The sequence below is a fragment of the Kitasatospora nipponensis genome (assembly GCF_039528135.1).
In the GTDB taxonomy this organism is placed as follows: Bacteria; Actinomycetota; Actinomycetes; order Streptomycetales; family Streptomycetaceae; genus Kitasatospora; species Kitasatospora nipponensis.
This window is the reverse complement of record NZ_BAAALF010000023.1, coordinates 39,808-60,997: the sequence shown is the minus strand read 5'-3', so window position 1 is coordinate 60,997 and position 21,190 is coordinate 39,808. Positions and strand designations below refer to the sequence as shown.

The following is a 21,190-nucleotide window of genomic DNA, read 5'->3' as shown; positions in this document are numbered from 1 at the left end:
CGCGCTGACCGGCACCACCGCCGGCCAGCCGCCGTGCCGCCAGGCCAGCGAGCCGGCCAGCGAGCCCACCGCGATGCCCGCGAAGCGCAGGGTGAAGTAGCAGGTGTTCAGCCGGCTGTGGGCGCCGGGCGCGAGGGTGAACAGGATGCTCTGGCAGACCACCTGCTGCCCCCAGGTCCCGACGTCCAGCACGACCACGCCCGCGATCAGCGCGCCGAGCCCGTCGCCACCCGGAAGCAGCAGCGCCCAGCCCGCGAGCACCACGGCGGTCAGCGCGGCGAGCGCGCCGCGCTGCCCGATCCGGTCGGCCACCCGTCCGGCCGCGGGTGAGGCCAGGGCGCTGGCGGCGGCGACCAGGCCGAAGAGGCCGACCTCGGTCGGCCCCGCGTGCCGGTGCTGGGTGAGCAGGAAGGTCAGCGCGGTCCAGAACGCGCCGAACGAGACGCCGACCAGGGCGCCGCACAGGGTGACCCGCCGCACCAGCGCCTCGCCGGTGAACAGCCGCGGCAGCGAGGCCAGCGCGGCCCGGTAGGAGGGGGCGCCGGGCGGTGCGCCGCCCGCCGGCAGCCGGCGCCACAGGACGCCGGTCAGCAGCAGCGTGAGCAGGGCCGAGCACCCGTAAACGGCACGCCAGCCGCAGAGTTCGGCCAGTGCCCCGGCGTACGCGCGGGAGGCCAGCACGCCCAGCAGCAGGCCGCCCTGCACGACGCCCACCGTGCGGCCGGGCCGTCCGTCCGTCGCCAGTGCCAGGGCCAGCGGTGCGACCAGTTGCGGCACCGGCGAGGAGAGACCGAGCAGCAGGCTCGCGACGACCAGCCAGGGCGCGCCGGGGGCCAGCGCGCAGGCGGTCAGCGCGAGGGTGCCGGCCGCGCCGAGCGCCAGGATCAGCGGGCGCCGGTCGTGGCTGTCGCCGGCCGGGACCAGCAGGGCGATGCCCGCCGCGTAGCCGAGCTGGGTGGCGGTGGGCACGGCGCCCAGGGTGGCGGGCGCGACCCGCAGGTCGTGCGCGGCGGCGGCCAGCAGCGGCTGGTTGAGGTAGACGTTGGCGGCGGTCACCGCGCTGGTGGCGGCCAGCAGCGCGGTGCGGCGGGCGGGCCGGGGGGCGACGGGACCGGCCGGGCGGGCGCGGAGGTGTTCGATCACGTGGTCCGACGCTAGGGGTCGCCGGGCGTGGCATGCTTTCGCGGTTACGCCGTCCCCTGTCGAGAGTGCGCCAATGTACGAGAAGAGCGAGGACCGCGAGGACTACCAGGACGTGCCGCGGCCACTGGCCGCGATGGCGCGCGACCTGCCCGACGGCCACCACATCGCGCCCCACCACCACCGGCGCGCGCAGCTCATCTACGGCACCTCGGGAGCGATCACCGTGGTCACCGGCCACGGCGCCTGGGTGGTGCCCGCCACCCGCGGGGTCTGGGTACCGGCCGGAGTCACCCACGCGATGAGCTGCACCGGGACGGTCCGGATGCGCACCCTCTACGTACAGCCCGAGGCGGCGCCGCACCTGCCGGCGCGGCCCAGCGTGGTGGCGGTCGGCCCGCTGCTGCGCGAACTCGTCGAGGCGGCCACCCGGATCCCGCTCGCCTACGACGTCGACGGCCGCGACGGAGCGGTCATGGCGCTGCTGCTGCACGAGCTGGTCCCGCGCCCGGTCCCCGCCCTGCACCTGCCCACCGCCGGCGAGCCCGACCTCGACCGGCTCTGCGCGGCGATCCACGCGGAGCCGGGCCGCTCCTGGAGCACGGCGGCGGCCGCCGCCCACGCCCACCTGAGCCCGCGGACCCTGCAACGCCGGTTCGCCGCGGCGACCGGCATGACGCTCGCGCACTGGGTCCGGCAGTCACGGCTGCTGCACGCCGTCACCCTGCTGGCCGGCGGCCTGCCGGTCACGGCGGTGGCCGCCCGGCTGGGCTACGCCACCCCGAGCGCCTTCACCGCGATGTTCCACCGCGCCCTGGGGGTCACCCCCGGCGGCTACTTCGCCCCGCCCGCGGACTGACCGGTGCCGGTGGCACCGGTGGTCTCGATCCGCTCCAGGTGGCGGATGTTCTCCCGGTCGTCGGCGTCCTGACTGGGCTCGCCGGCGAACCAGGCGTCCAGGATCTCGCCGAGCAGCGGCCCGGAGGTGAGCCGCAGGCTCAGGGCGAGCACGTTGGCGTCGTTCCAGCGCCGGGCGCCCTGCGCCGTGCCGGCGTCGGTGCAGAGGGCGGCGCGGATCCCGGGGAGCTTGTTGGCGGCGATCGAGGCGCCGGTGCCGGTCCAGCAGCAGACCACCGCCTGCTCGGCCCGGCCCTCGGCCACCTCGCGGGCGGCCGCCTCGGTGCAGTACGCCCAGTCGCTGCGGTCGCCCGGCCGCAGCGCGCCGTGGGTGCTCACCGTGTGGCCACGCCGCCGGAGTTCGGCCACCAGGAGGGGCGCGACGCCCTCGTCCAGGTCGGAGGAGACGGAGATCCGCATGGCCCCAGGGTAGCCACAGGGGGCCCTTCATTAGGCTTGGTTCGCCTCCGGGCGCTCCTGGCCCGGTGTCGACGCTCCTCGCTCCGGCGCTCCCTCCTTCGTCGGTCGCTTGTCGCTCCTCGCTTTCGACACCGGCGCGCCCTTCGGCTCACTCGCACCCCTTGCCGGCTCGGTTCGCCTCCGGGCGCTCTTGGCCCGGTGTCGACGGTCGGCGGGCGCTGCGCTCCCTCGTTCCTCGGTCGCTTGGCCCTTCTCCCTTTCGACACCGGCGCGCCCTTCGGCTCACTCGCCTGGTCTCAGGCCGCCCTCGTCTCCGCTCGGCCGGCCTCCGCCTCCCGGGTGCTGCGGCGCGGGGTGGGGCGGGCCGTGAGGCGGTCGGCGACCAGCAGGTTGATCAGCGAGCAGGTCCAGGCGCCGCTCATGTAGGCCTGCTCGAAGGGCACGCCCGCCATGGGCAGCAGGCTCACCCAGAGGCGGAAGGTGACGGCGGCGAAGATGAGCGCGTAGGACCTGGTCATCCAGACCCGGTGGCGCGCCACCGCGCCGCGCCGGACGGTGACGAACGCGGCGGTGGTGGTGCCCAGCAGCAGCACGGCCAGGGTGGCGAAGCCGAGTGGCGCGATCGGGCCGTACAGCCCGTGCGGCGCCATCGCCAGACCGCCGATGCCGGTCACCAGCACGCTCAGCAGGTAGCCGCGGCCGATCAGCCGGTGCACCGCCGGGTGGCGGGTGCGCAGCCGGGGCAGGAACTGCCACGGTCCCAGGACCGTCGCCGCCACGCCGCCGCCGATGTGCAGCAACAGGGGGGTGAGGTGGGCGAGGTAGACCGCCCGCTGCTCGGGAAGGAAGTCGTCGGGGTCACGGCCGAAGTACCGGGAGGCGAGCAGGGCCGTCAGGAAGGCCAGCACGGTCATCGCGAGCCAGCCGGACCGGCGTGGCCAGGAGGTCTTCACCGGTGGCCGCCCGGGCCCGTACGAGTGCGCCAAGTGTGGCTCTCAGTAGAGGAGTTCATGTCGAGGACGGTACGGATCGGGTGCGCCGCGGCGCGTCCGCCCAGCGGGGTCGCCGCCCGTCCCCCGGTCGGGGTGGTGCGGCGGCGCGGGCGGGGAGGTACCCCCGGCCGGGTAGGGGTGCCGTACCCCTGCGGGGTGATGCGCGGTGCCGCGCACCTCGCTACGGTCCGAGGACGCCACCGCGCGGCGGTGACCGCGACCACCCCACCCGGAGCTGCGATGAGCCGGCCGACCCCCACCGTGACCCCGCCCCCAACCCCGCCTCCGGTTCCGCCCCCACCCGCGCCGCGCATCGCGGCCCGGTTCCGCCGGCTGGCGGCGCGCCCGCTGCTCCGCCGGGACGTGCGGCCCGGCGCGGTGACGGTGGACCGGGTGCTGGCCGGCACGATGCTGGTGGCGATGGTCGTGGAGCGGCTCGGCGCGGGGGCGCAGGTCCGGGCGCGGCTACCGGTGGCGCTGGTGCTCAGCGTGGTGATCGCCGGCGCGCTCGCGGTGCGCCGCACCGCGCCGCTGGCCGCCTACCTGATCGGCTCCGCCGCGCTGTCGGCGGAGGCGCTCTTCGTGCTGCCCAGCCCGCTGTCGCCGTACGCGAACCTGATCGGCCTGTACGCCCTGGGCCTGTACGCGACCCGGCCGCGCGCCCGGCTGGGACCGGTGGTCGTCCTGCTCGGCATGCTCGCGTACTTCGCGGGCGCGGCCCACACCTACCCGGTGATTCCCGCCGGGGTGCTCTTCGTCTGGTTGCTGGCCTGGGCGGCCGGGTACGGGGTCGCGCGCCGTCAGGAGGATCGGGAGGCCGCCCGCGGGCTGCTGCGTCAGCGGGTCGCCGCCGAGGAGCGGGCCCGGATCGCGCGCGAGCTGCACGACCTGGTCGGCCACACGCTGACCGTGATGCTGGTCCAGGCCGGTGCCGCCCGTCGGCTGCTCGACCGCGAGCCCGCGCAGAGCCGCGAGCTGCTCGGTGGGCTGGAGCACACCGGCCGCGAGGCGCTGGACGAACTGGACCGGGTGCTGGGGCTGTTGCGCCAGGGCGAGCCGCCCACCCCGGCCACCCCCGGCGACACCGTCGCCGCCGGAAAGCCCGGTGGGTCCGGTGCGCCCGGCGCCGGGCCGCGGGGCGGTGACCCGGACGGACCGTCGGGCCTGCCGGCCCCACCCGGCCCGCAGCCCGGGCTCGCCGACCTCGCCCGGCTGACCGCGCGGATCGAGCAGGCCGGCCTGCGGGTCACCGCCCGGATCGACCCGGGCACGCACCGACTGCCGCGCAGCCTGGACCTGTCCGCCTACCGGATCGTCCAGGAGGCCCTCACCAACGCGGTGAAGCACGGGCGGGCCGGCACCGCGCGGATCACCGTGCGGTGCGCCGGGGACGTGCTGGACATCGAGGTCCGCGACGACGGGCGGGGCGCGGTGGACGGCTACCAGCCGGGCCGGGGCCTGCTCGGAGTCGCCGAACGGGTCGCCATGTTCGGCGGCAGCATGGAGCACGGCAGCATGCACCACGGCGGCATGGAGCACGGCGGCCCGGAGCACCGGGGAGGTGACCGGGGCGGCTTCCGGCTGCGCGTGCTGCTCCCGATCCCGCGGTGATCCGGGTGGTGATCGCCGACGACGACGCGCTGCTGCGGGCCGGGGTGGCCCTGGTGCTGGGCAGCGAGCCGGGCATCGAGGTGGTCGGCCAGGCGGGCGACGGGCTGCAGGCGGTCGAGCTGTGCCGGGTGGTCCTGCCGGACGTCGTGCTGATGGACGTCCGGATGCCCGGCATCGACGGCGTCGAGGCGACCCGCCGGATCGTCGCCGCCGGCCTGCCCGCCCGGGTGCTGGTGCTGACCACCTTCCACCACGACGACTACGTCTGGGGCGCGTTGCGGGCCGGCGCCGCCGGGTTCCTGCTCAAGCGCGCCTCGCCGGAGCGGCTGATCGACGCGGTGCGGACGCTGGCCGCCGGCGAGTCCCTGCTGGACCCCGCCGTCACCCGCGACCTGGTCGCCCAGCTGGTCGCCCGCGACCGACTGGGCGACCGGTACCGCGACCCCGGTCGCTCCCGGCAGCGGGCGCCGGCCCCCGACGAGGGTGCCGCCGGCCCGCACCGGACCGGGCTGGCGCTGCTGACCGGGCGCGAGCGGGAGGTGCTGCGGCTGGCGGCCGAGGGTCTGTCCAACGCCGAGATCGCCGTCCTGCTGGTGGTCGCCGAGTCCACCGTGAAGACGCACGTCAAGCGGGTGCTGGCCAAGACCGGGGCCAGGGACCGCGCGCAGGCGGTCGCGATCGCCTACCGGTACGGCCTGATGGCGGCGCCGGACGACTGACGGCCGCCGCCCGTCCCTGCGCGCGGTGTGCCGGCTCCCGTACAGTCCGTGCTGTCGAAGCACCGTCAAGGACCGAACAGGAGAAGGCCCGTGGCCACCGACGCCAGCCCCACGCCCCTTCCGCCACCGGCCCCCGCAGCGCCGGCTGCCGCAGCGCCGACGACCGCAGCGCCGACGACCGCGGCGCCGTCCCCGGCCGACGGAGCCGGTCGGCCGCTGCCCCTGCTGGACGCCGCCGTGCTGGACCGGTGGCGGGCGGAGGGCGGCGCGCTGGTCGATCTGCTGGCCCGGGCCCGCGCGGCGCTCGGCCCGATCGTGGCGCTGCCGCTCGGTGGGAGCCCGACCGTCCTGGTGACCGAGCCGCAGGCGGTCCAGCAGGTGCTCGCCCACCGGCCGGAGCGCTACGTCAAGCGCTCGCACCGCGCCCGGCTGCTGGTCGGCAACGGCGTGCTGGCCGCCACCGGCGACGCCTGGAAGCAGCAGAGGCGCCTGCTGCAGGCCCAGTTCACCGGCCCCGGGATGCGCCGGCACGAGCACCGGATCGCCGCGGCGGCCCGCACCGCCACCGAGCGCTGGGCCGGGTACGCGCGCACCGGGGAGTGCTTCGACGTCGGCGAGGAGATGCGCCGGTTCGCGCTGGACACCATCTGGCGCGCCCTCACCGGCCACCCGCTGGACGACGGGACCGAGCGTGAACTGGCCTCCGTCGCCGTGGTGGTGGCCGCGCTGCCGAGCCTGCCGGCCGACTCCGTCGACGCCGAGGAGGCGGTCGCCGCCGACCTGGCCAGGATCGACGCCGTCGCCCACCGGGCCATCGAGGCGGCCCGCGGGGGAGCGGCCGGTCCCGACGGCCCCGGCCTGCTGCACGTCCTGCTGGACGCCGCCGCCGAGCAACCCGCCTACACCGACCGGCTGATCCGCGACGAGCTGGTCACCCTGCTGGTCGCCGGCCACGAGACCACCGCCACCACGCTGACCTGGCTCCACCTGCTGCTGGACCGCCACCCGGAGGCGCGCGCGGCGGCGCTGGCCGCCGGGCCGGAGGGCTCGCCGCAGCGCCGGGAGGCGGTCCAGGCGCTGGTCAGCGAGACGCTGCGGCTCTACCCGTCGGCCTGGGTGCTGCCCCGGCACGCCGCCGAGGACGACGTGCTGGCCGGCCACCGGGTCCCGGCCGGCACCGACCTGCTGGTCTGCCCCTACCTCACGCACCGCGATCCGTCGCTGTGGCCGGAGCCCGAACGCTTCGACCCCCGCCGCTTCCTGACCCCGGGCGCCCGGCCCGGCGTGCTCGGCGGCTACCTGCCCTTCGGTCTCGGCCCACGGGCCTGCCTGGGCCTGCAGTTCGCGCTGCGCGAGTCCACGGTGCTGCTGGAACACCTGCTGCCCGCGTACACCCCGGTCTTCCGGTCGGTGCCCGGCGGCGCCGCCTACGGTCTCACGGTGCGTCCGGACGGCCCGACCCCCGCCACCCTCGCCCCCGCAGGAGCCACCGAGGGCCCCGCCGCCGCTGTTCCCGCCCCGGCCGGCCGGTAGGCGAAGCCGGCGAGCGGGGCGCGCACGCTCCAGCCCAGCGACTCGTACAGCGCGCGGCCCTGGACGGTCGCGCCGAGCACCCCGGTGCCGGCACCGTCCTCGAGTGCCACGTCCGTCAGCGCGCGCATCACCAGGGCGCCCAACCCACGGCGCCGGTGGGCCGGTTCGGTGCCCACCTGGTCGACCACGGCGGTTCCCGCGACGGTGGCGACCTGGCCGTGGGCGGCGGTCGCCCCGTCGGCGGCCAGCACCCGCACCAGGGCGACGCCGTCGTGGGTCGCCGTGCTCAGCCGGTAGCCCTCGGGAGCGCGGACGGGAGCCCGGACGGCGGCCCGGCGCAGGTCGGCGGCCATCAGGAACGCCGGGTCGTCGGCCACCCAGCCGGGTCCCAGCCAGCCGGCGACCGACCGCGGCGCACGGAAGGCCTTGAGCCAGGTACCGGGGACGGTGACCGCCGCCGCGGCGGCCCGCACGGTCCGCTCGTCGGTCTCGGGCAGCACGTGGCGGGCCACGTGATCCGGCAGCCCCACCTCGATCCACAGCCCCCACGGCACCGCCACCGGCGGCGCGGTCCGCCGCGAGACCACCCAGCCCGCCACCCACGCCCGGGCAAGATCCGGCACCATGGCCGCCCCCTTGTGTAAGACTCATAGATGCCTTGGATACCTTACATCTGGAGAGGGTGACGGAACAGCGGGACGCTCAGGCGGCCTTCACCGGTGTGCGCAGGGTGTCCAGCGCCCCGCCGGCCTGTTCGGCCAGGGTGACGGCGACCAGCCGGGCCCGCCGGGAGGGCCGGGTGCCGGGGGTGGTCTCCAGCATGAACCGGCCGAGGTACCGCCCGTTGCCCACCAGCCGCAGCTCCACGTCCTGTTCCGGCAGCCCGAGCCGCTCCACGTCCCAGGCGCGGCCGGCGACCGTCACCGAGCCGTCGGGTTCCAGGTGCGGCGGGCGGCCCAGCAGCGAGCCGTACTCGAAGCGGCAGCCGCGCAGCTCCAGCAGGTCGATCAGCTGCTCGCGGACGTGGTCCACGACGGTGAGCGCCGAGCCGGTCGAGCGGGCGAGCACGGCGGTCCCGTGCAGCCGGGCCAGGTGGCCGGCGTCGGTGACGGCCACGACCCGCAGGCGCCGGGCACGGGCGGCCAGTTGGGCGACCGCGAGGCCGACCACGAGCAGCAGGACCGCGGTGGTGAGATCGGCCGACTTGCTGATGGCGAAGCGCTCGTAGGGCTGGGTGAAGAAGAAGTCGAACCAGAGGGCGGCGCCCACCGCGGCGAGCGCTCCGTCCGTCCGGTGGCCCAGTGCGGCGACCGCCACCACCAGGACGACCAGCAGCAGGGCCACGTCGGCGGCGGCCAGGTGGGCGCGGAGCGGCAGCAGGACCGCGCAGAGAACGATCGGGCCCGCGACGGCGGCGAGTAGCGCGAGCGGACCCCTGGCGAGCAGTCGGGGCATCGTGCACCTCCTTCCTCCCGGTGTAGCAGGCCGGGCCCGGCGGAGGTCCGCCACCGGCGAAGCGTTGACGCGTTCCTTGCACCAGCCGCCCGCCACCTCCCCGCTCCCCGCCCCCGGCACCCGCCCCCGTACCTCACGTACCGTCACCATCGCCGTCCGGCGCCCGCCCGGTCGCCGCCGCGCCACCGGATCGCGACCGACCGGCACCGGGCAGCCTCCGCAGTTCAGCAGCGTTGATCGCATAATCTGACCCAGTCGTCGCCCGGCGGCACGAGCGCGTCGACAGGAGCACACGGTGACCGCCCCCGCGACCCCGTCCGATCACGGCGCCGCCCGTCCGGCCCGCGCCCGGCTGCGGGCGTGGTTGCTGGAGGGCCTGGCCGACATGGCCAAGCAGCACCCCGGGCCGCACGCCCAGGCCCCCGCCGCGCACCCGGGGCAGCGCTGGTGGCGCGTCATGTGCCTGACCGGGCTGGACTACTTCTCGACCCTGGGCTACCAGCCGGGCATCGCCGCGCTCGCCGCCGGCCTGCTCTCCCCGGTGGCCACCATCGTGCTGGTGCTGGTCACCCTGCTCGGCGCGCTGCCGGTCTACCGCCGGGTGGCCCAGGAGAGCCCGCACGGGGAGGGCTCGATCGCCATGCTGGAGCGGCTGCTGTCGTTCTGGAAGGGCAAGCTCTTCGTCCTGACGCTACTCGGCTTCGCCGCGACCGACTTCATGATCACGATCACCCTCTCCGCGGCCGACGCCACCGCCCACCTGGTCGAGAACCCGCACCTGTCCGGATCCCTGGCCGGCCACCAGGTGCCGATCACCCTGATCCTGGTGGCGCTGCTCGGCGCCGTCTTCCTCAAGGGCTTCGGCGAGGCGATCGGCGTGGCGGTGGTCCTGGTCGGCGTCTACCTGGCGCTGAACGTGGTCGTGGTGGCGGTGGGCCTGTGGCACGTGCTGAGCGCCCCGCACCTGGTCACCGCCTGGACGGACGCGCTGACCGCCGAGCACGGCAACCCGATCAACATGATCGGCGTGGCCCTGCTGGTCTTCCCCAAGCTCGCGCTGGGCCTGTCCGGCTTCGAGACCGGCGTCGCGGTGATGCCGCACATCGAGGGTGACCCGGGCGAGACCGAGGAGAACCCGGTCGGGCGGATCCGCGGCGCCCGCAAGCTGCTGACCACGGCCGCGGTCATCATGAGCGTCTTCCTGATCACCACCAGCTTCATCACCACGCTGCTCATCCCGCCGGACGACTTCAAGACCGGCGGCCCCGCCAACGGACGGGCGCTGGCCTACCTGGCGCACCAGTACCTGGGCGCCGCCTTCGGCAGCGTCTACGACCTCTCCACCATCGCCATCCTCTGGTTCGCCGGCGCCTCCGCGATGGCCGGGCTGCTCAACCTGATGCCGCGCTACCTGCCGCGCTACGGCATGGCCCCCAGCTGGGCGCGCGCGGTGCGCCCGATGGTCCTGGTGCTCACCGCGATCGCCTTCCTGGTGACCTGGATCTTCGACGCCAACGTGGACGCGCAGGGCGGCGCGTACGCCACCGGCGTGCTGGTGCTGATCAGCTCGGCCGCGATCGCGGTCACCATCGCCGCCCGCAAGGCCGGCGAGCACCACTGGACGCTCGCGTTCGCCGCCATCTCGCTGGTCTTCCTCTACACCACCGTGGTCAACGTCTCCGAGCGGCCCGACGGCGTCAAGATCGGCGCCTGCTTCATCGTGGCCATCATGCTGGTCTCGCTGCTCTCCCGGCTGGCCCGCGCCTTCGAACTGCGGGTCACCGAGGTCGTCCTGGACAGCACGGCCGAGCGCCTGGTGCGCGACTGCGCCCGCCGCACCATCCGGCTGATCGCCAACGAGCCCAACAGCCGCGACCAGGACGAGTACCGCGAGAAGCTGCGCCAGATCCGCACCGACAACGACATCCCCGCCGAGGACGACCTGGTCTTCGTCGAGGTCACCGTGCGCGACCCGTCCGACTTCGAGAGCGCCCTGCGGGTGCACGGCGAGGTGCTGCACGGCCGGTACCGGGTGCTGGTGCTGGAGAGTTCGAGCGTGCCCAACGCCCTCGCGGCGCTGCTGCTGCACATGCGCGACCTGACCGGCCGCCGGCCGCACGTCTACTTCGAGTGGACCGAGGGCAACCCGCTCGCCCAGTTCCTGCGGTTCTTCCTCTTCGGGCAGGGCGAGGTGGCGCCGGTCACCCGCGAGGTGCTGCGCGAGGCCGAGCCGGACCCCTCGCGCCGCCCGCGCGTGCACGTCGGCTGAGCCCGCCCGACCGGCGGCGCCGGGGACGGTGCCGGGCGGGCGCGTCAGGCGGGCGCGTCAGGGAGGCGCTAAGAACTCGCCAGGGGAGCGCTAAGAAGTCCCCGCCGGGCGCCGAGGATCACGACAGGCCGCGGGGGCGCCCCTAGGGTCGGTGCCATGCACCTGCGGCGGCAGCCCCAGCACCGTTCGGAACCCGCTCCCGAGCAGGCCCGCACCGGCCGTCCGGCTGTCCTCGTGGACCGCCGGTGGGCGCCCACGGCCCGCGCGGCCGCGCTCGGCGCGGGCACCCTCTCGGCCCTGACCCTCCTCACCGACTGGGCGACCGGCGGCCTGACCCTCCCGCGGGCGCTGCTGTGGACCCTGCTGGGCTGGACCGCCTTCGCCCTCCTGCTGCCCCCACGGATCAGCGCCGGCGAGGGCTGGCTGGAGGTGCGCGGACCGCTGCGCGGGCGCCGGCTGCGCACCGATGCCCTGGTCTCCGTGCGCCGCGCCGGCGCGGTCGCCACCCAGCTGCTGCTCCTCGACGCCCACGGCGTCCTGGTCGAGCTCGACCCCCGGGTCCTGGTGGCCAACCCGCTGCTGTGGCAGCGACTGGCCACCGACGCCCGCCGCAGCACCGACCTGCGCTCCGGCACCCGCCTGCTGCGCGAGCTGGACGAGCAGGTCTTCGCCGAGCCCGCCCGGCGCCTGCTGGCCGCCCCGGAGCTGGCTGACACGGGGTCGGCCGACCCGGCACCGGGTGACCCGGGGCCGGCCGACCCCGCGCACGGCGAGCCACCGGCCGGGCCCTGACGCCACCCGCCCGGCCCTGCTCAGGCCGGCTCCCGGGGGCCGGTCGCCGCGGGGAGGGTCAGCAGCATGGTGGTGCCGCCGCCGGGGGTGTCCTCCACCTCCAGGGTGCCGCCCATCGCCTCGGCCAGGCCGCGGGAGAGGGCGAGGCCCAGGCCCACGCCGGTGGTGTTGTCGGTGTCGCCCAGGCGTTGGAAGGGCAGGAAGGCGGTGTCGCGGTCCTCGGGGGCGATGCCGGGGCCGCGGTCGATCACCCGGATCTCCACCAGGTCCTGGTGGCTGCTGGCGGTGACCAGCACCGGCGCCCCGGGGGCGTTGTGGCGCAGCGCGTTGGTGATGACGTTGGCCAGCACCCGTTCCAGCAGCGGCGGGTCGGCCAGGACGGGGGCGACCTGGTCCAGGTCGAGCGGCTGCACCGGTGCGTCCGGGCGGGGCAGCGAGTCCATGGCGCGGGTGAGTACCTCGGTGAGCCGCACGGGTGCCAGGTGCAGGGTGAGGGCGCCGGCCTGCAGTCGGCTCATGTCGAGCAGGTTGTCCACCAGCCGGGTCAGCTTGACCAGTGAGCTGTCGGCCAGGTCGAGGAGTTCGGCCTGGTCCTCGGGGGAGAACTCGACGTCGGGGCTGCGCAGCGAGCCGACCGAGGCGAGGGCGGCGGCGAGTGGGGTGCGCAGGTCGTGGCTGACGGCGGCGAGGAGCGCGGTGCGCATCCGGTCGGTGGCCTTGATCGGTTCGACCTCGGCCGCGGCCGCGGCCAGCCGTTCCCGCTCGCGGGCGACGGCGACGTGCGCGGCGAAGGCGCTCAGCACCCGCTGGTCGGCGGCCGAGAGTCGACGGCCGGTCAGGATCAGGACGGTGTCGGGGTCGACGGGGATCTCGGCCGCCGCACCGACTCCTGCTCCCTCCCCGTTCGGTGACGTCCTGACGATCAGGTGGCCGGTGGTCCGGTCGAGCAGGGCGACGGAGTCCATGGCGAAGGCCGTGCGGGCCCGTTCCAGCAGGTCCGGCAGCGCGTCGGCGCCGCGCAGCACACTCCCCGCGAGGGTGCTGAGCGTCTCGGCCTCGGCGGTGGCCCGGGCGGCCCGGGTGGTCTGGCCGATGGCGCGGTCGACCACGCTGGCCACGATGAGGGCGACGGAGGCGAAGACCGCCAGGGCGATGACGTTGTTGGGTTCGCCGATGGTGAAGGTGTGGACCGGGGGGATGAAGTAGTAGTTGAGCAGCAGCGAGGCCACCACCGAGGCGACCAGTGCGGAGAGCAGGCCGCCGAGCAACGCGACTGCCACCACGCCGAGTTGGAAGATCAGAGCGTCCGTGGTGAGGTTCAGCGAGCCGCCCAGTGCGGAGAGGATCGCGGTGAGCAGCGCGGGCAGCACCAGGCCGCAGACGTACCCGGCGACGGTGCGTGGCCTGGAGTGGCGCCGGCCGAGCGAGGGCAGCCGGCCGCGGCCGGTGAACTCGTGGGTGACCATGTGGACGTCGATGTCCTCGGACAGGTCGACGGTGGTCTCGCCGATGCCCGGGCCGGTGAGCAGGCGGTTGATCCGGCCGCGCCGGCTGGTGCCCAGGACGAGCTGGGTGGCGTCGCGGGCCCGGGCGAAGCTGAGCAGGGCGGTGGGGATGTCGTCGCCGCCGACCACGTCGTAGCTGCCGCCCAACGTCTCGACCAGCTGGCGCTGTTCGGCCAGCGCGCTCGGGGAGGCGCCGGCCAGGCCGTCGCTGCGGGTGACGTGCACGGCCAGCAGCTCGCCGCCGGCGGTGCGGTCGGCGATCCGCGCGGCGCGCCGGATGAGCGTCTCGCCCTCGGGGCCGCCGGTGAGCGCGACCACCACGCGCTCGCGGGTCTCCCAGACCCGGTCGATGTTGTGCTGGCTGCGGTAGTCGCGCAGCCCCTCGTCCACCCGGCCGGCCACCCAGAGCAGGGCCAGCTCGCGCAGCGCGGTGAGGTTCCCGACGCGGAAGTAGTTGGTGAGCGCGGCGTCCACCTTCTCGGCTTTGTAGACGTTTCCGTGGGCCATCCGCCGGCGCAGTGCCTGCGGGGCCATGTCGACCAGTTCGATCTGGTCGGCCCGGCGGACCACCTCGTCGGGGACGGTCTCCCGCTGCGGGATTCCGGTGATCTTCTGGACCACGTCGTTGAGGGACTCGAGGTGCTGGACGTTGACGGTGGTGATCACGTCGATACCGGCGTCGAGCAACTCGTCGATGTCCTGCCAGCGTTTGGCGTTGCGCCCGCCGGGGATGTTGGTGTGCGCGAGCTCGTCGACCAGCACGACGCCCGGGCGGCGGCGCAGGATCGCCTCCAGGTCCATCTCGCGGAACTCGGTGTCGCGGTAGGTGCGCGCCAGCCGCGGGACCACGTCCAGGCCCCGCAGCATGTTCTCGGTGTGCCGGCGCCCGTGGCACTCGATGTAGCCCACCACCACATCGGCTCCGCGCTCCTGTCTGCGGCGGGCCTCGTCCAGCATCCGGTAGGTCTTGCCGACGCCGGGGGCCGAGCCGAGGTAAACCCGCAGGCGGCCCCGACGGGGCGGGGTACCGGAAGCGAGATCGCGAGCCATGAGCGGGGTCTCTTTCACGAGAGGCTGCTTGAACGGTCTGTGCCGGGGACACGGCTGGGCCGGCCCGCGGGTGTACCCGGGCCGGCCCAGCCGTCACTCGAACTGATGAAGCGTCACTTCAGTTCGCTCACTGCCTTGTTGAGCAGGACGACGTTGACGCCCGGGTTGCCGAGGAAGCCGAGCGAGCGGCCGTCGGTGTACCTGTCGACCAGGGCGGCGACGGTGTCGCTCGACAGGCCGCGGGTCTTGGCGACCCGGGCGATCTGTTCCTTGGCGTAGGCCGGCGAGATGTCCGGGTCCAGGCCGGAGCCGGAGGCGGTCAGCGCGTCGACGGGGACGGTGGCGGGGTCGACGCCGTCGAAGGCGGCCGCCGCGGCGCGCCGGTCGTTGACGGCCTTCAGCAGGTCGTCGCTGTCGGGGCCCAGGTTGGAGGCGCCCGAGCTCTTCGGGTCGTAGGCGTTGGCGGCCGGGCGCGGCTGGAACCACTGCGGGTCGGGCTGCGCCTGCTCGTTGGGGTCGCCCGGGTCCTTCTTGGGCAGGTCGTAGGTCTGGCCCAGCAGGCTGGAGCCGACCTCCTTGCCGTCGGTGGTCTTGACGATCGAGCCGTTCGCCTTGTCGGCGAAGGCGACCTGGCTGATGCCGGTGACCAGCAGCGGATAGGCGACGCCGAGGACCACGGTCATCACCAGCAGCATCCGCAGGGCCGTGGAGTACGTCCGCACGACGGCGGGCAGGGGCTTGGACATGGGTTCTCCTCCTCTCCTCGGACGCGGATCAGCGCAGGCCGGGGATGAACTGGACGATCAGGTCGATCGCCTTGATGCCGACGAACGGCACGATCAGGCCGCCCACGCCGTAGACCAGGATGTTCCGGGTCAGCAGCGAACTGGCGTTGGACGGCCGGTACTTGACGCCGCGCAGGGCGAGCGGGATCAGGCCGACGATGACCAGGGCGTTGAAGACGATCGCCGAGGTGATCGCCGAGGTGGGGCTGTGCAGGCCCATGATGTTCAGGTGCCGCAGGCCCGGGTAGACGCTGGCGAACATCGCGGGGATGATCGCGAAGTACTTCGCCACGTCGTTGGCGATCGAGAACGTGGTCAACGCGCCACGGGTGATCAGGAGTTGCTTTCCGATCTCGACGATCTCGATCAGCTTGGTGGGGTTGGAGTCCAGGTCCACCATGTTGCCGGCCTCCTTGGCCGCCATGGTGCCGGTGTTCATGGCAACTCCGACGTCGGCCTGGGCGAGGGCCGGGGCGTCGTTGGTGCCGTCGCCGGTCATCGCGACCAGCTTGCCGCCCTCCTGCTCCTTCTTGATCAGGGCCATCTTGTCCTCGGGCGTGGCCTCGGCGAGGAAGTCGTCCACCCCGGCCTCGTCCGCGATCGCCTTGGCGGTCAGCGGGTTGTCACCCGTGATCATGATGGTCTTGATGCCCATCCGGCGCAGCTCGTCGAAGCGCTCGCGCATGCCCTCCTTGACGACGTCCTTGAGGTGGACGACGCCCAGCGCGCGGGCCGGCGCGTCGGCGATCCTGGTGGCGACGACCAGCGGGGTGCCGCCGGCGGCCGAGATGCCGTCGACCAGGTCGGCGACGTCCGCACCGACGGTGCCGCCGTTGTCGGTGACCCAGCGGGTGACCGAGCCGGCCGCGCCCTTGCGGACCTGGTGCAGCCCGTCGGCCTCCTGCAGGTCGACGCCGGACATCCGGGTCTGGGCGGTGAAGGGCACCCAGGTGGCGTGGGTCAACTCTCCCTGGGTGCGGGCCCGCAGGCCGTAGTCGGTCTTGGCGAGCACCACGATCGAGCGGCCCTCGGGCGTCTCGTCGGCCAGCGAGGAGAGTTGGGCGGCGTCGGCGAGTTCGTCGGTGGTGACCCCGGTGGCGGGCTGGAACTCGGCGGCCTGCCGGTTGCCGAGGGTGATGGTGCCGGTCTTGTCCAGCAGCAGCGTGTTGACGTCACCCGCCGCCTCCACCGCACGCCCCGACATGGCCAGCACGTTGCGCTGCACCAGACGGTCCATGCCGGCGATGCCGATCGCGGAGAGCAGCGCGCCGATGGTGGTGGGGATCAACGCCACGATGAGCGCGACCAGCACGATCATCGACTGCGGGGCGCCGGCGAAGGTCGCCATCGGCTGCAGGGTGACCACCGCGACCAGGAAGACGATGGTCAGCGAGGCCAGCAGGATGTTCAACGCGATCTCGTTGGGCGTCTTCTGCCGGGCCGCGCCCTCGACCAGCGCGATCATCCGGTCGATGAACGACTTGCCGGGCTCGGTGGCGATCTTCACCACGATCCGGTCCGAGAGCACCTTCGTGCCGCCGGTGACCGCGCTGCGGTCGCCGCCGGACTCGCGGATCACCGGCGCGGACTCGCCGGTGATCGCCGACTCGTCCACGCTGGCGACGCCCTCGACGACGTCACCGTCACCGGGGATGATCTGCCCGGCCTCGACGACCACGTGGTCGCCCAGGCGCAGCGCCGTTCCCGGCACCTCCTCCTCGGCGTCGGAGGCGGGCCAGTTGGTCAGGCGGCGTGCCACGCTCTCGGTCTTGGCCTTGCGCAGCGTGTCGGCCTGCGCCTTGCCGCGGCCCTCGGCCACCGCCTCCGCCAGGTTGGCGAAGACGGTGGTGAGCCAGAGCCAGACGGTGATCGCCCAGGCGAAGACGGAGGGGTTGGCGATCGCGGAGACGGTGGTGACCACCGAGCCGACCTCGACCACGAACATGACCGGGTTCTTGACCATCACCCGCGGGTCGAGCTTCTTCACCGCGTCCGGCAGCGCGGCCAGCAGCACCTTGGGATCGAGCAGGTTGCTCGTGGCTCTGTGGGGAGCCTGCGCGGGTTCGACCGGCACGGGGGTAAGGGTGGTGGACATCAGTGCAGACCTTCCGCGATCGGCCCCAGCGCGAGAGCCGGGAAGTAGGTGAGACCCACCACGATCAGGACCACGCCCGACAGCAGGCCCACGAAGAGCGGCTTGTGAGTGGGCAGCGTGCCCGCGGAGGCGGGGACCGGCTGCTGCTGGGCGAGCGAACCCGCCAGCGCCAACACGAAGATCATCGGCAGGAACCGGCCGAAGACCATCGCCAGGCCCAACGCCGTGTCGTACCAGGAGGTGTTGACGGTGATGCCGGCGAACGCCGAACCGTTGTTGTTGGCGGCGGAGGTGAACGCGTACAGCACCTCGGAGAAGCCGTGCGCCCCCGAGTTGAGCATCCCCGCCCGCTCACCGGGCAGCGCCATCGCCAGCCCGGTGCCGATCAGCACGATCGCCGGCGTGGTCAGGATGTACAGGGAGGCGAACTTCATCTCCCGCCCACCCAGCTTCTTGCCCAGGTACTCCGGTGTGCGCCCCACCATCAGGCCCGCCACGAACACCGCCACGATCGCCAGGACCAACATCCCGTACAGACCCGAACCGGTACCACCGGGCGCGATCTCCCCCAACATCATGTTGAAGATCGTCAAGCCGCCACCGAAGGGCGTGAACGAGTCGTGGAAGGAGTTCACCGCACCCGTGGACGTCAACGTCGTCGACGCCGCGAACAGACTCGACGCCGCGATCCCGAAGCGCTGCTCCTTGCCCTCCATCGCCCCACCGGCCGCCTGCAACGCGCTGCCGCCGTGGTGCGACTCCGCCAGCGTGATCAGCGCGGCCGACGCCACCCAGAAGATCGCCATCACCGAGACGATCGCGTAGCCCTGACGGTGGTCGCCGACCATCCTGCCGAAGGTGCGCGGCAGCGAGAAGGAGATCACCAGCAGCAGGAAGATCTCCAGCAGGTTGGTGAAACCGGTCGGGTTCTCGAAGGGGTGCGCCGAGTTGGCGTTGTAGAAGCCGCCACCGTTGGTGCCCAGCTCCTTGATGACCTCCTGCGAGGCCACCGGCCCACCCGGGATCGACTGCGTGCCGCCGCCCAGGGTCGCCACGTCGTGGAAGCCGTGGAAGTTCTGCACCACACCGTTCGCGACCAGCACGATCGCGAAGACGACCGAGATCGGCAGCAGCAGCCGCAGGCAGATCCGGGTCAGGTCCACCCAGAAGTTGCCGACCCGGTCCGTGCGGTTGCGGGTGAACCCGCGGATCAGCGCGGCCACGATCGCGATGCCCACCGCCGCGGAGACGAAGTTCTGCACCGCCAGACCCGCCATCTGCACCAGGTGGCCCATCGCCGACTCACCCGAGTACGACTGCCAGTTGGTGTTGGTCACGAACGAGATCGCGGTGTTCCACGACTGGTGCGCCGACATCTGCGGCACGCCCAGACTCAGCAACAGATGCGTCTGCAACCGGATCAGGCCGTAGAGGAACACCACCGACACGGCCGAGAACGCCAGGACCGAGCGCAGGTAGACCGGCCACCGCTGATCGGCGTCACCATCGACACCGATCACCCGGTACAGGCCACGCTCGACTCTCAGGTGCTTCGCGGTGGTCAGCAGCCCCGCGATGTAGTCGCCAAGGGGGCGGTAGCACAGCGCCAGCGCGCCCACCAGGGCGAGCGCCTGCAACCACCCGGCAAGAGTGGAACCCATGTCAGAACTTCTCCGGGAAGATCAGCGCGACGACGAGATAGCCGATGAGCGCGACGGCAACGATCAGACCTGCGACGTTCTCGGCACTCACAGCCGCTCCACCCCCCGCGCGACCAGAGCGAGCACGGCGAACACGGCAGCCGTGACACCGACGAAGACGAGATCGAGCATGGGTTCCACCCAGGTGCTTCAGTGAGCTGGCCGAGAACGGTCCCGCGAGCGGATCCGGACGGCGCCGACGGGTGGCCGGCAGATGCAGCCAACCAGCGGTTCTCTCCGCGCTGCGGACCCCTGACGTGCTCCATACGGGTGTATTGCCAACCTTGACGCCGCTTTGATGCCTGCCCCGTGCGACCCGACCGTGCCTTGGCCGGAACCCGTCGATTCGGCCTTCGGCGCCGCCGGTGACGACGACTGGGCCGGCGGCGTGATCCGCACGGCTCCTACCGGTGGCGGCCCAAGCGGTGTAACGTTTTGGTCAAGCAGTCGTGGCTCCGAAGTTCTCGCCCGCGGTGGAATGCCGTGGGCGTTTTTGCTGTCCAGTACGCCTCCGGACCAGGGCGATCACCTCCGGGTTCCGCACGGTGCGGGATCCGACCAGTTCCCTTGAAGGAGACGAAGATGGCGAACGGCACCGTGAAGTGGTTCAACGCGGAGAAGGGCTTCGGTTTCATCGAGCAGGAGGGTGGCGGCCCCGACGTCTTCGCCCACTACTCGAACATCGACGCCCAGGGCTTCCGTGAGCTCCAGGAGGGCCAGAAGGTGACCTTCGACGTCACCCAGGGTCAGAAGGGCCCGCAGGCGGAGCACATCCGCCTGGCCTGACCTCCCAGGACGCGCAGAACGCCCCGCACCGGCTCACCGGTGCGGGGCGTTCTGCTGGGGCGTCCCCGCGTCCCCGCGTCCCCACGTCCCCGCGTGTCCGCCGTGTCCGCCGTGTCCGCCGTGTCTGCGCCTCCGTGTCTGCGTGCTCCAGGCCTGCGCGCTCGGCGCGGCCTCAGGCGCCGGCCGGCGCGAAGGGGCCCTCGGCGGTGAAGGCCAGCGCGGCGAAGCGCTCGCCGATCCGGCGGTGGGTGGCGGCGTCCGGGTGGAGCTCGTCGGGCAGCGGCAACTCGGCGACGTCGGCCGGGCCGTAGAGGTCGCGGCCGTCGAGGTGGTACAGGTGCGGGTCCTCGGCCGCCCGCTGCGCCACGATCCGGGCGAGTTCGTCCCGGATGACGCCCAGCGTCAGCTTCCCGCTCGCCCGCTCCGCGGGGTTGCCCGCGGCGCGGAACCGCAGCCGCCCGGTGGCGAGCGCGGCGGTGTCCGGGGCGCTGGGCCCGGGTGTGTCCTCGTGGATGGGACACAGGATCGGCGAGACGACCAGCAGCGGTGCGGTCGGGTGGCCCTCACGGACGGTGTCGAGGAAGCCGTGCACGGCGGGGGTGAAGGCGCGCAGGCGCATCAGGTCGGTGTTGACCAGGTTGAGGCCGATCTTGAGGCTGAGCAGGTCGGCCGGGGTGTCCCGCAGCGCGCGGGCGGTGAACGGGTCCAGCAGCGCGCTGCCGGCCAGGCCCAGGTTGATCAGCTCCACGCCGCCGCGCCGGGCGGCGAGCGCCGGCCAGGTGGTGCTGGGGCTCGCGGCGTCGGAGCCGTGGCTGATCGAACTGCCGTGGTGCAGCCAGACCCTGCGGCCGCGGTCCGGTGCGGGTTCGACGGGCGCGTCGGTGCGCAGGGCGAGGAGCTCGGTCGTCTCGTTGTGCGGCAGCCAGATCTCGACGTCCTTGACGGCGTCGGACAGGCCGGCGAAACGCAGCGTGCCGGCCGGTCCGGGCCGGTGGGTGGCGGCACCGGTCGCCAGGTCGATGGTCAGGGTGCTGCCGCCGGCCACGCTGCCCCGGTCGGTCATCCGGCCGTCGACGAGCAGGTCGTAGACGCCGTCGGGGCGCGGCGGGGCGCCCGGGTAGACCCGCTTGGTGGGTCGGGCGTCGAGTTCGACGGTGGTGGCCCGGGTCCGGAACACCAGCCGCACGCCGGACGGCTGGGACTGCGCCATGGCCAGCTGACCGTCGGCGCACTGGGCCCGGGCCCGGGCGGGCAGCCGGTGCGGCAGCACGCCGTGCTCGGTCCGCTCCAGCTCCAGGGCGCCGCGCAGCAGGTCCGCGGTGATGGGGGTGGTGGTCCAGTCGGGCTGGGTGGTGGACATGGTCTCCGCCTTCGGGTCCTTCGGGGCGATCGGGTGCTTCGGGGACGTCGGCGTTCCCGCCGTCGAGGGGGTCGCGGCGCC

General features: G+C 73.8%; 18 protein-coding genes. 7 read left to right on the top strand and 11 right to left on the bottom strand.

Going from position 1 to position 21,190, the window contains the following annotated elements; genetic code table 11:
* Nucleotides 1-1,143 (bottom strand): MFS transporter (locus ABD323_RS09810; RefSeq protein ID WP_344440879.1); only part of this gene is annotated, 1,143 nt, incomplete at its 3' end.
* 73 nt (nt 1,144-1,216) lie between these two features.
* Between ABD323_RS09810 and ABD323_RS09805 the strand changes: the two genes are divergently transcribed.
* The gene (locus tag ABD323_RS09805) at nt 1,217-1,999 is read left to right on the top strand and encodes an AraC family transcriptional regulator (protein WP_344440878.1); all 783 of its coding nucleotides are present in this window, start codon (nt 1,217-1,219) and stop codon (nt 1,997-1,999) included.
* On the opposite strand, the gene ABD323_RS09800 is transcribed toward ABD323_RS09805, so the two are convergent.
* Both ABD323_RS09800 and ABD323_RS09795 read right to left on the bottom strand, forming a co-directional pair.
* A complete protein-coding gene (locus ABD323_RS09800) occupies nt 1,975-2,457 on the bottom strand; it encodes an RpiB/LacA/LacB family sugar-phosphate isomerase (RefSeq protein ID WP_344440877.1) in 483 nt (160 codons plus the stop codon). The two genes, ABD323_RS09805 and ABD323_RS09800, sit on opposite strands and share 25 nt — an antisense overlap.
* Before the next feature lie 296 nt (nt 2,458-2,753).
* The gene (locus ABD323_RS09795) at nt 2,754-3,410 is read right to left on the bottom strand and encodes a DUF2306 domain-containing protein (protein ID WP_344440876.1); all 657 of its coding nucleotides are present in this window, start codon (nt 3,408-3,410) and stop codon (nt 2,754-2,756) included.
* Between the two features lie 279 nt (nt 3,411-3,689).
* Between ABD323_RS09795 and ABD323_RS09790 the strand changes: the two genes are divergently transcribed.
* From ABD323_RS09790 to ABD323_RS09780, 3 genes are all read left to right on the top strand, one after another.
* The gene (locus ABD323_RS09790) at nt 3,690-5,060 is read left to right on the top strand and encodes a sensor histidine kinase (protein ID WP_344440875.1); all 1,371 of its coding nucleotides are present in this window, start codon (nt 3,690-3,692) and stop codon (nt 5,058-5,060) included.
* Nucleotides 5,057-5,779 carry a response regulator gene (locus tag ABD323_RS09785; protein WP_344440874.1) on the top strand — a complete coding sequence of 241 codons (723 nt, stop codon included), beginning with the start codon at nt 5,057-5,059 and terminating at the stop codon, nt 5,777-5,779. Before ABD323_RS09790 ends, ABD323_RS09785 begins: the two co-directional genes overlap by 4 nt.
* Nucleotides 5,780-5,995: 216 nt before the next feature.
* Nucleotides 5,996-7,312 carry a cytochrome P450 gene (locus tag ABD323_RS09780; RefSeq protein WP_344440883.1) on the top strand — a complete coding sequence of 439 codons (1,317 nt, stop codon included), beginning with the start codon at nt 5,996-5,998 and terminating at the stop codon, nt 7,310-7,312.
* Here the strand turns inward: ABD323_RS09780 and ABD323_RS09775 are convergent.
* Both ABD323_RS09775 and ABD323_RS09770 read right to left on the bottom strand, forming a co-directional pair.
* Entirely contained in the window at nt 7,207-7,938 is a 732-nt protein-coding gene (locus tag ABD323_RS09775) for a GNAT family N-acetyltransferase (RefSeq protein ID WP_344440873.1), read from the bottom strand. The genes ABD323_RS09780 and ABD323_RS09775 overlap by 106 nt on opposite strands.
* Nucleotides 7,939-8,014: 76 nt before the next feature.
* Nucleotides 8,015-8,767 (bottom strand): DUF4118 domain-containing protein, encoded by a 753-nt coding sequence (locus ABD323_RS09770; protein ID WP_344440871.1) that lies wholly within the window; start codon nt 8,765-8,767, stop codon nt 8,015-8,017.
* Between the two features lie 295 nt (nt 8,768-9,062).
* On the opposite strand from ABD323_RS09770, the gene ABD323_RS09765 reads away from it, so the two are divergent.
* Nucleotides 9,063-11,036, top strand: coding sequence for an APC family permease (locus ABD323_RS09765; RefSeq protein ID WP_344440870.1), 1,974 nt, complete (start codon nt 9,063-9,065; stop codon nt 11,034-11,036).
* A gap of 156 nt (nt 11,037-11,192) precedes the next feature.
* Nucleotides 11,193-11,828, top strand: coding sequence for a hypothetical protein (locus ABD323_RS09760; protein ID WP_344440869.1), 636 nt, complete (start codon nt 11,193-11,195; stop codon nt 11,826-11,828).
* Nucleotides 11,829-11,848: 20 nt separating this feature from the next.
* Here the strand turns inward: ABD323_RS09760 and ABD323_RS09755 are convergent, their stop codons facing one another.
* From ABD323_RS09755 to kdpF, 5 genes are all read right to left on the bottom strand, one after another.
* Nucleotides 11,849-14,383: an ATP-binding protein gene (locus ABD323_RS09755; RefSeq protein ID WP_344440867.1), complete on the bottom strand. Its 2,535-nt coding sequence runs from the start codon at nt 14,381-14,383 to the stop codon at nt 11,849-11,851.
* 113 nt (nt 14,384-14,496) lie between these two features.
* Nucleotides 14,497-15,129: a potassium-transporting ATPase subunit KdpC gene (kdpC, locus tag ABD323_RS09750; RefSeq protein ID WP_344440866.1), complete on the bottom strand. Its 633-nt coding sequence runs from the start codon at nt 15,127-15,129 to the stop codon at nt 14,497-14,499.
* 28 nt (nt 15,130-15,157) lie between these two features.
* Nucleotides 15,158-17,263 (bottom strand): potassium-transporting ATPase subunit KdpB, encoded by a 2,106-nt coding sequence (gene kdpB, locus ABD323_RS09745; RefSeq protein ID WP_344440865.1) that lies wholly within the window; start codon nt 17,261-17,263, stop codon nt 15,158-15,160.
* Nucleotides 17,263-18,924 carry a potassium-transporting ATPase subunit KdpA gene (kdpA, locus tag ABD323_RS09740; protein WP_344440864.1) on the bottom strand — a complete coding sequence of 554 codons (1,662 nt, stop codon included), beginning with the start codon at nt 18,922-18,924 and terminating at the stop codon, nt 17,263-17,265. The genes kdpB and kdpA overlap by 1 nt, the downstream gene beginning before the upstream one ends.
* Nucleotide 18,925: 1 nt before the next feature.
* A complete protein-coding gene (gene kdpF, locus ABD323_RS09735; RefSeq protein ID WP_344440862.1) occupies nt 18,926-19,015 on the bottom strand; it encodes a K(+)-transporting ATPase subunit F in 90 nt (29 codons plus the stop codon).
* Nucleotides 19,016-19,545: 530 nt separating this feature from the next.
* On the opposite strand from kdpF, the gene ABD323_RS09730 reads away from it, so the two are divergent.
* Nucleotides 19,546-19,749: a cold-shock protein gene (locus tag ABD323_RS09730; protein WP_344440861.1), complete on the top strand. Its 204-nt coding sequence runs from the start codon at nt 19,546-19,548 to the stop codon at nt 19,747-19,749.
* Nucleotides 19,750-19,921: 172 nt separating this feature from the next.
* Here the strand turns inward: ABD323_RS09730 and ABD323_RS09725 are convergent, their stop codons facing one another.
* Nucleotides 19,922-21,109 (bottom strand): SGNH/GDSL hydrolase family protein, encoded by a 1,188-nt coding sequence (locus tag ABD323_RS09725; RefSeq protein WP_344440860.1) that lies wholly within the window; start codon nt 21,107-21,109, stop codon nt 19,922-19,924.
* Between the last annotated feature and the right edge of the window lie 81 nt (nt 21,110-21,190).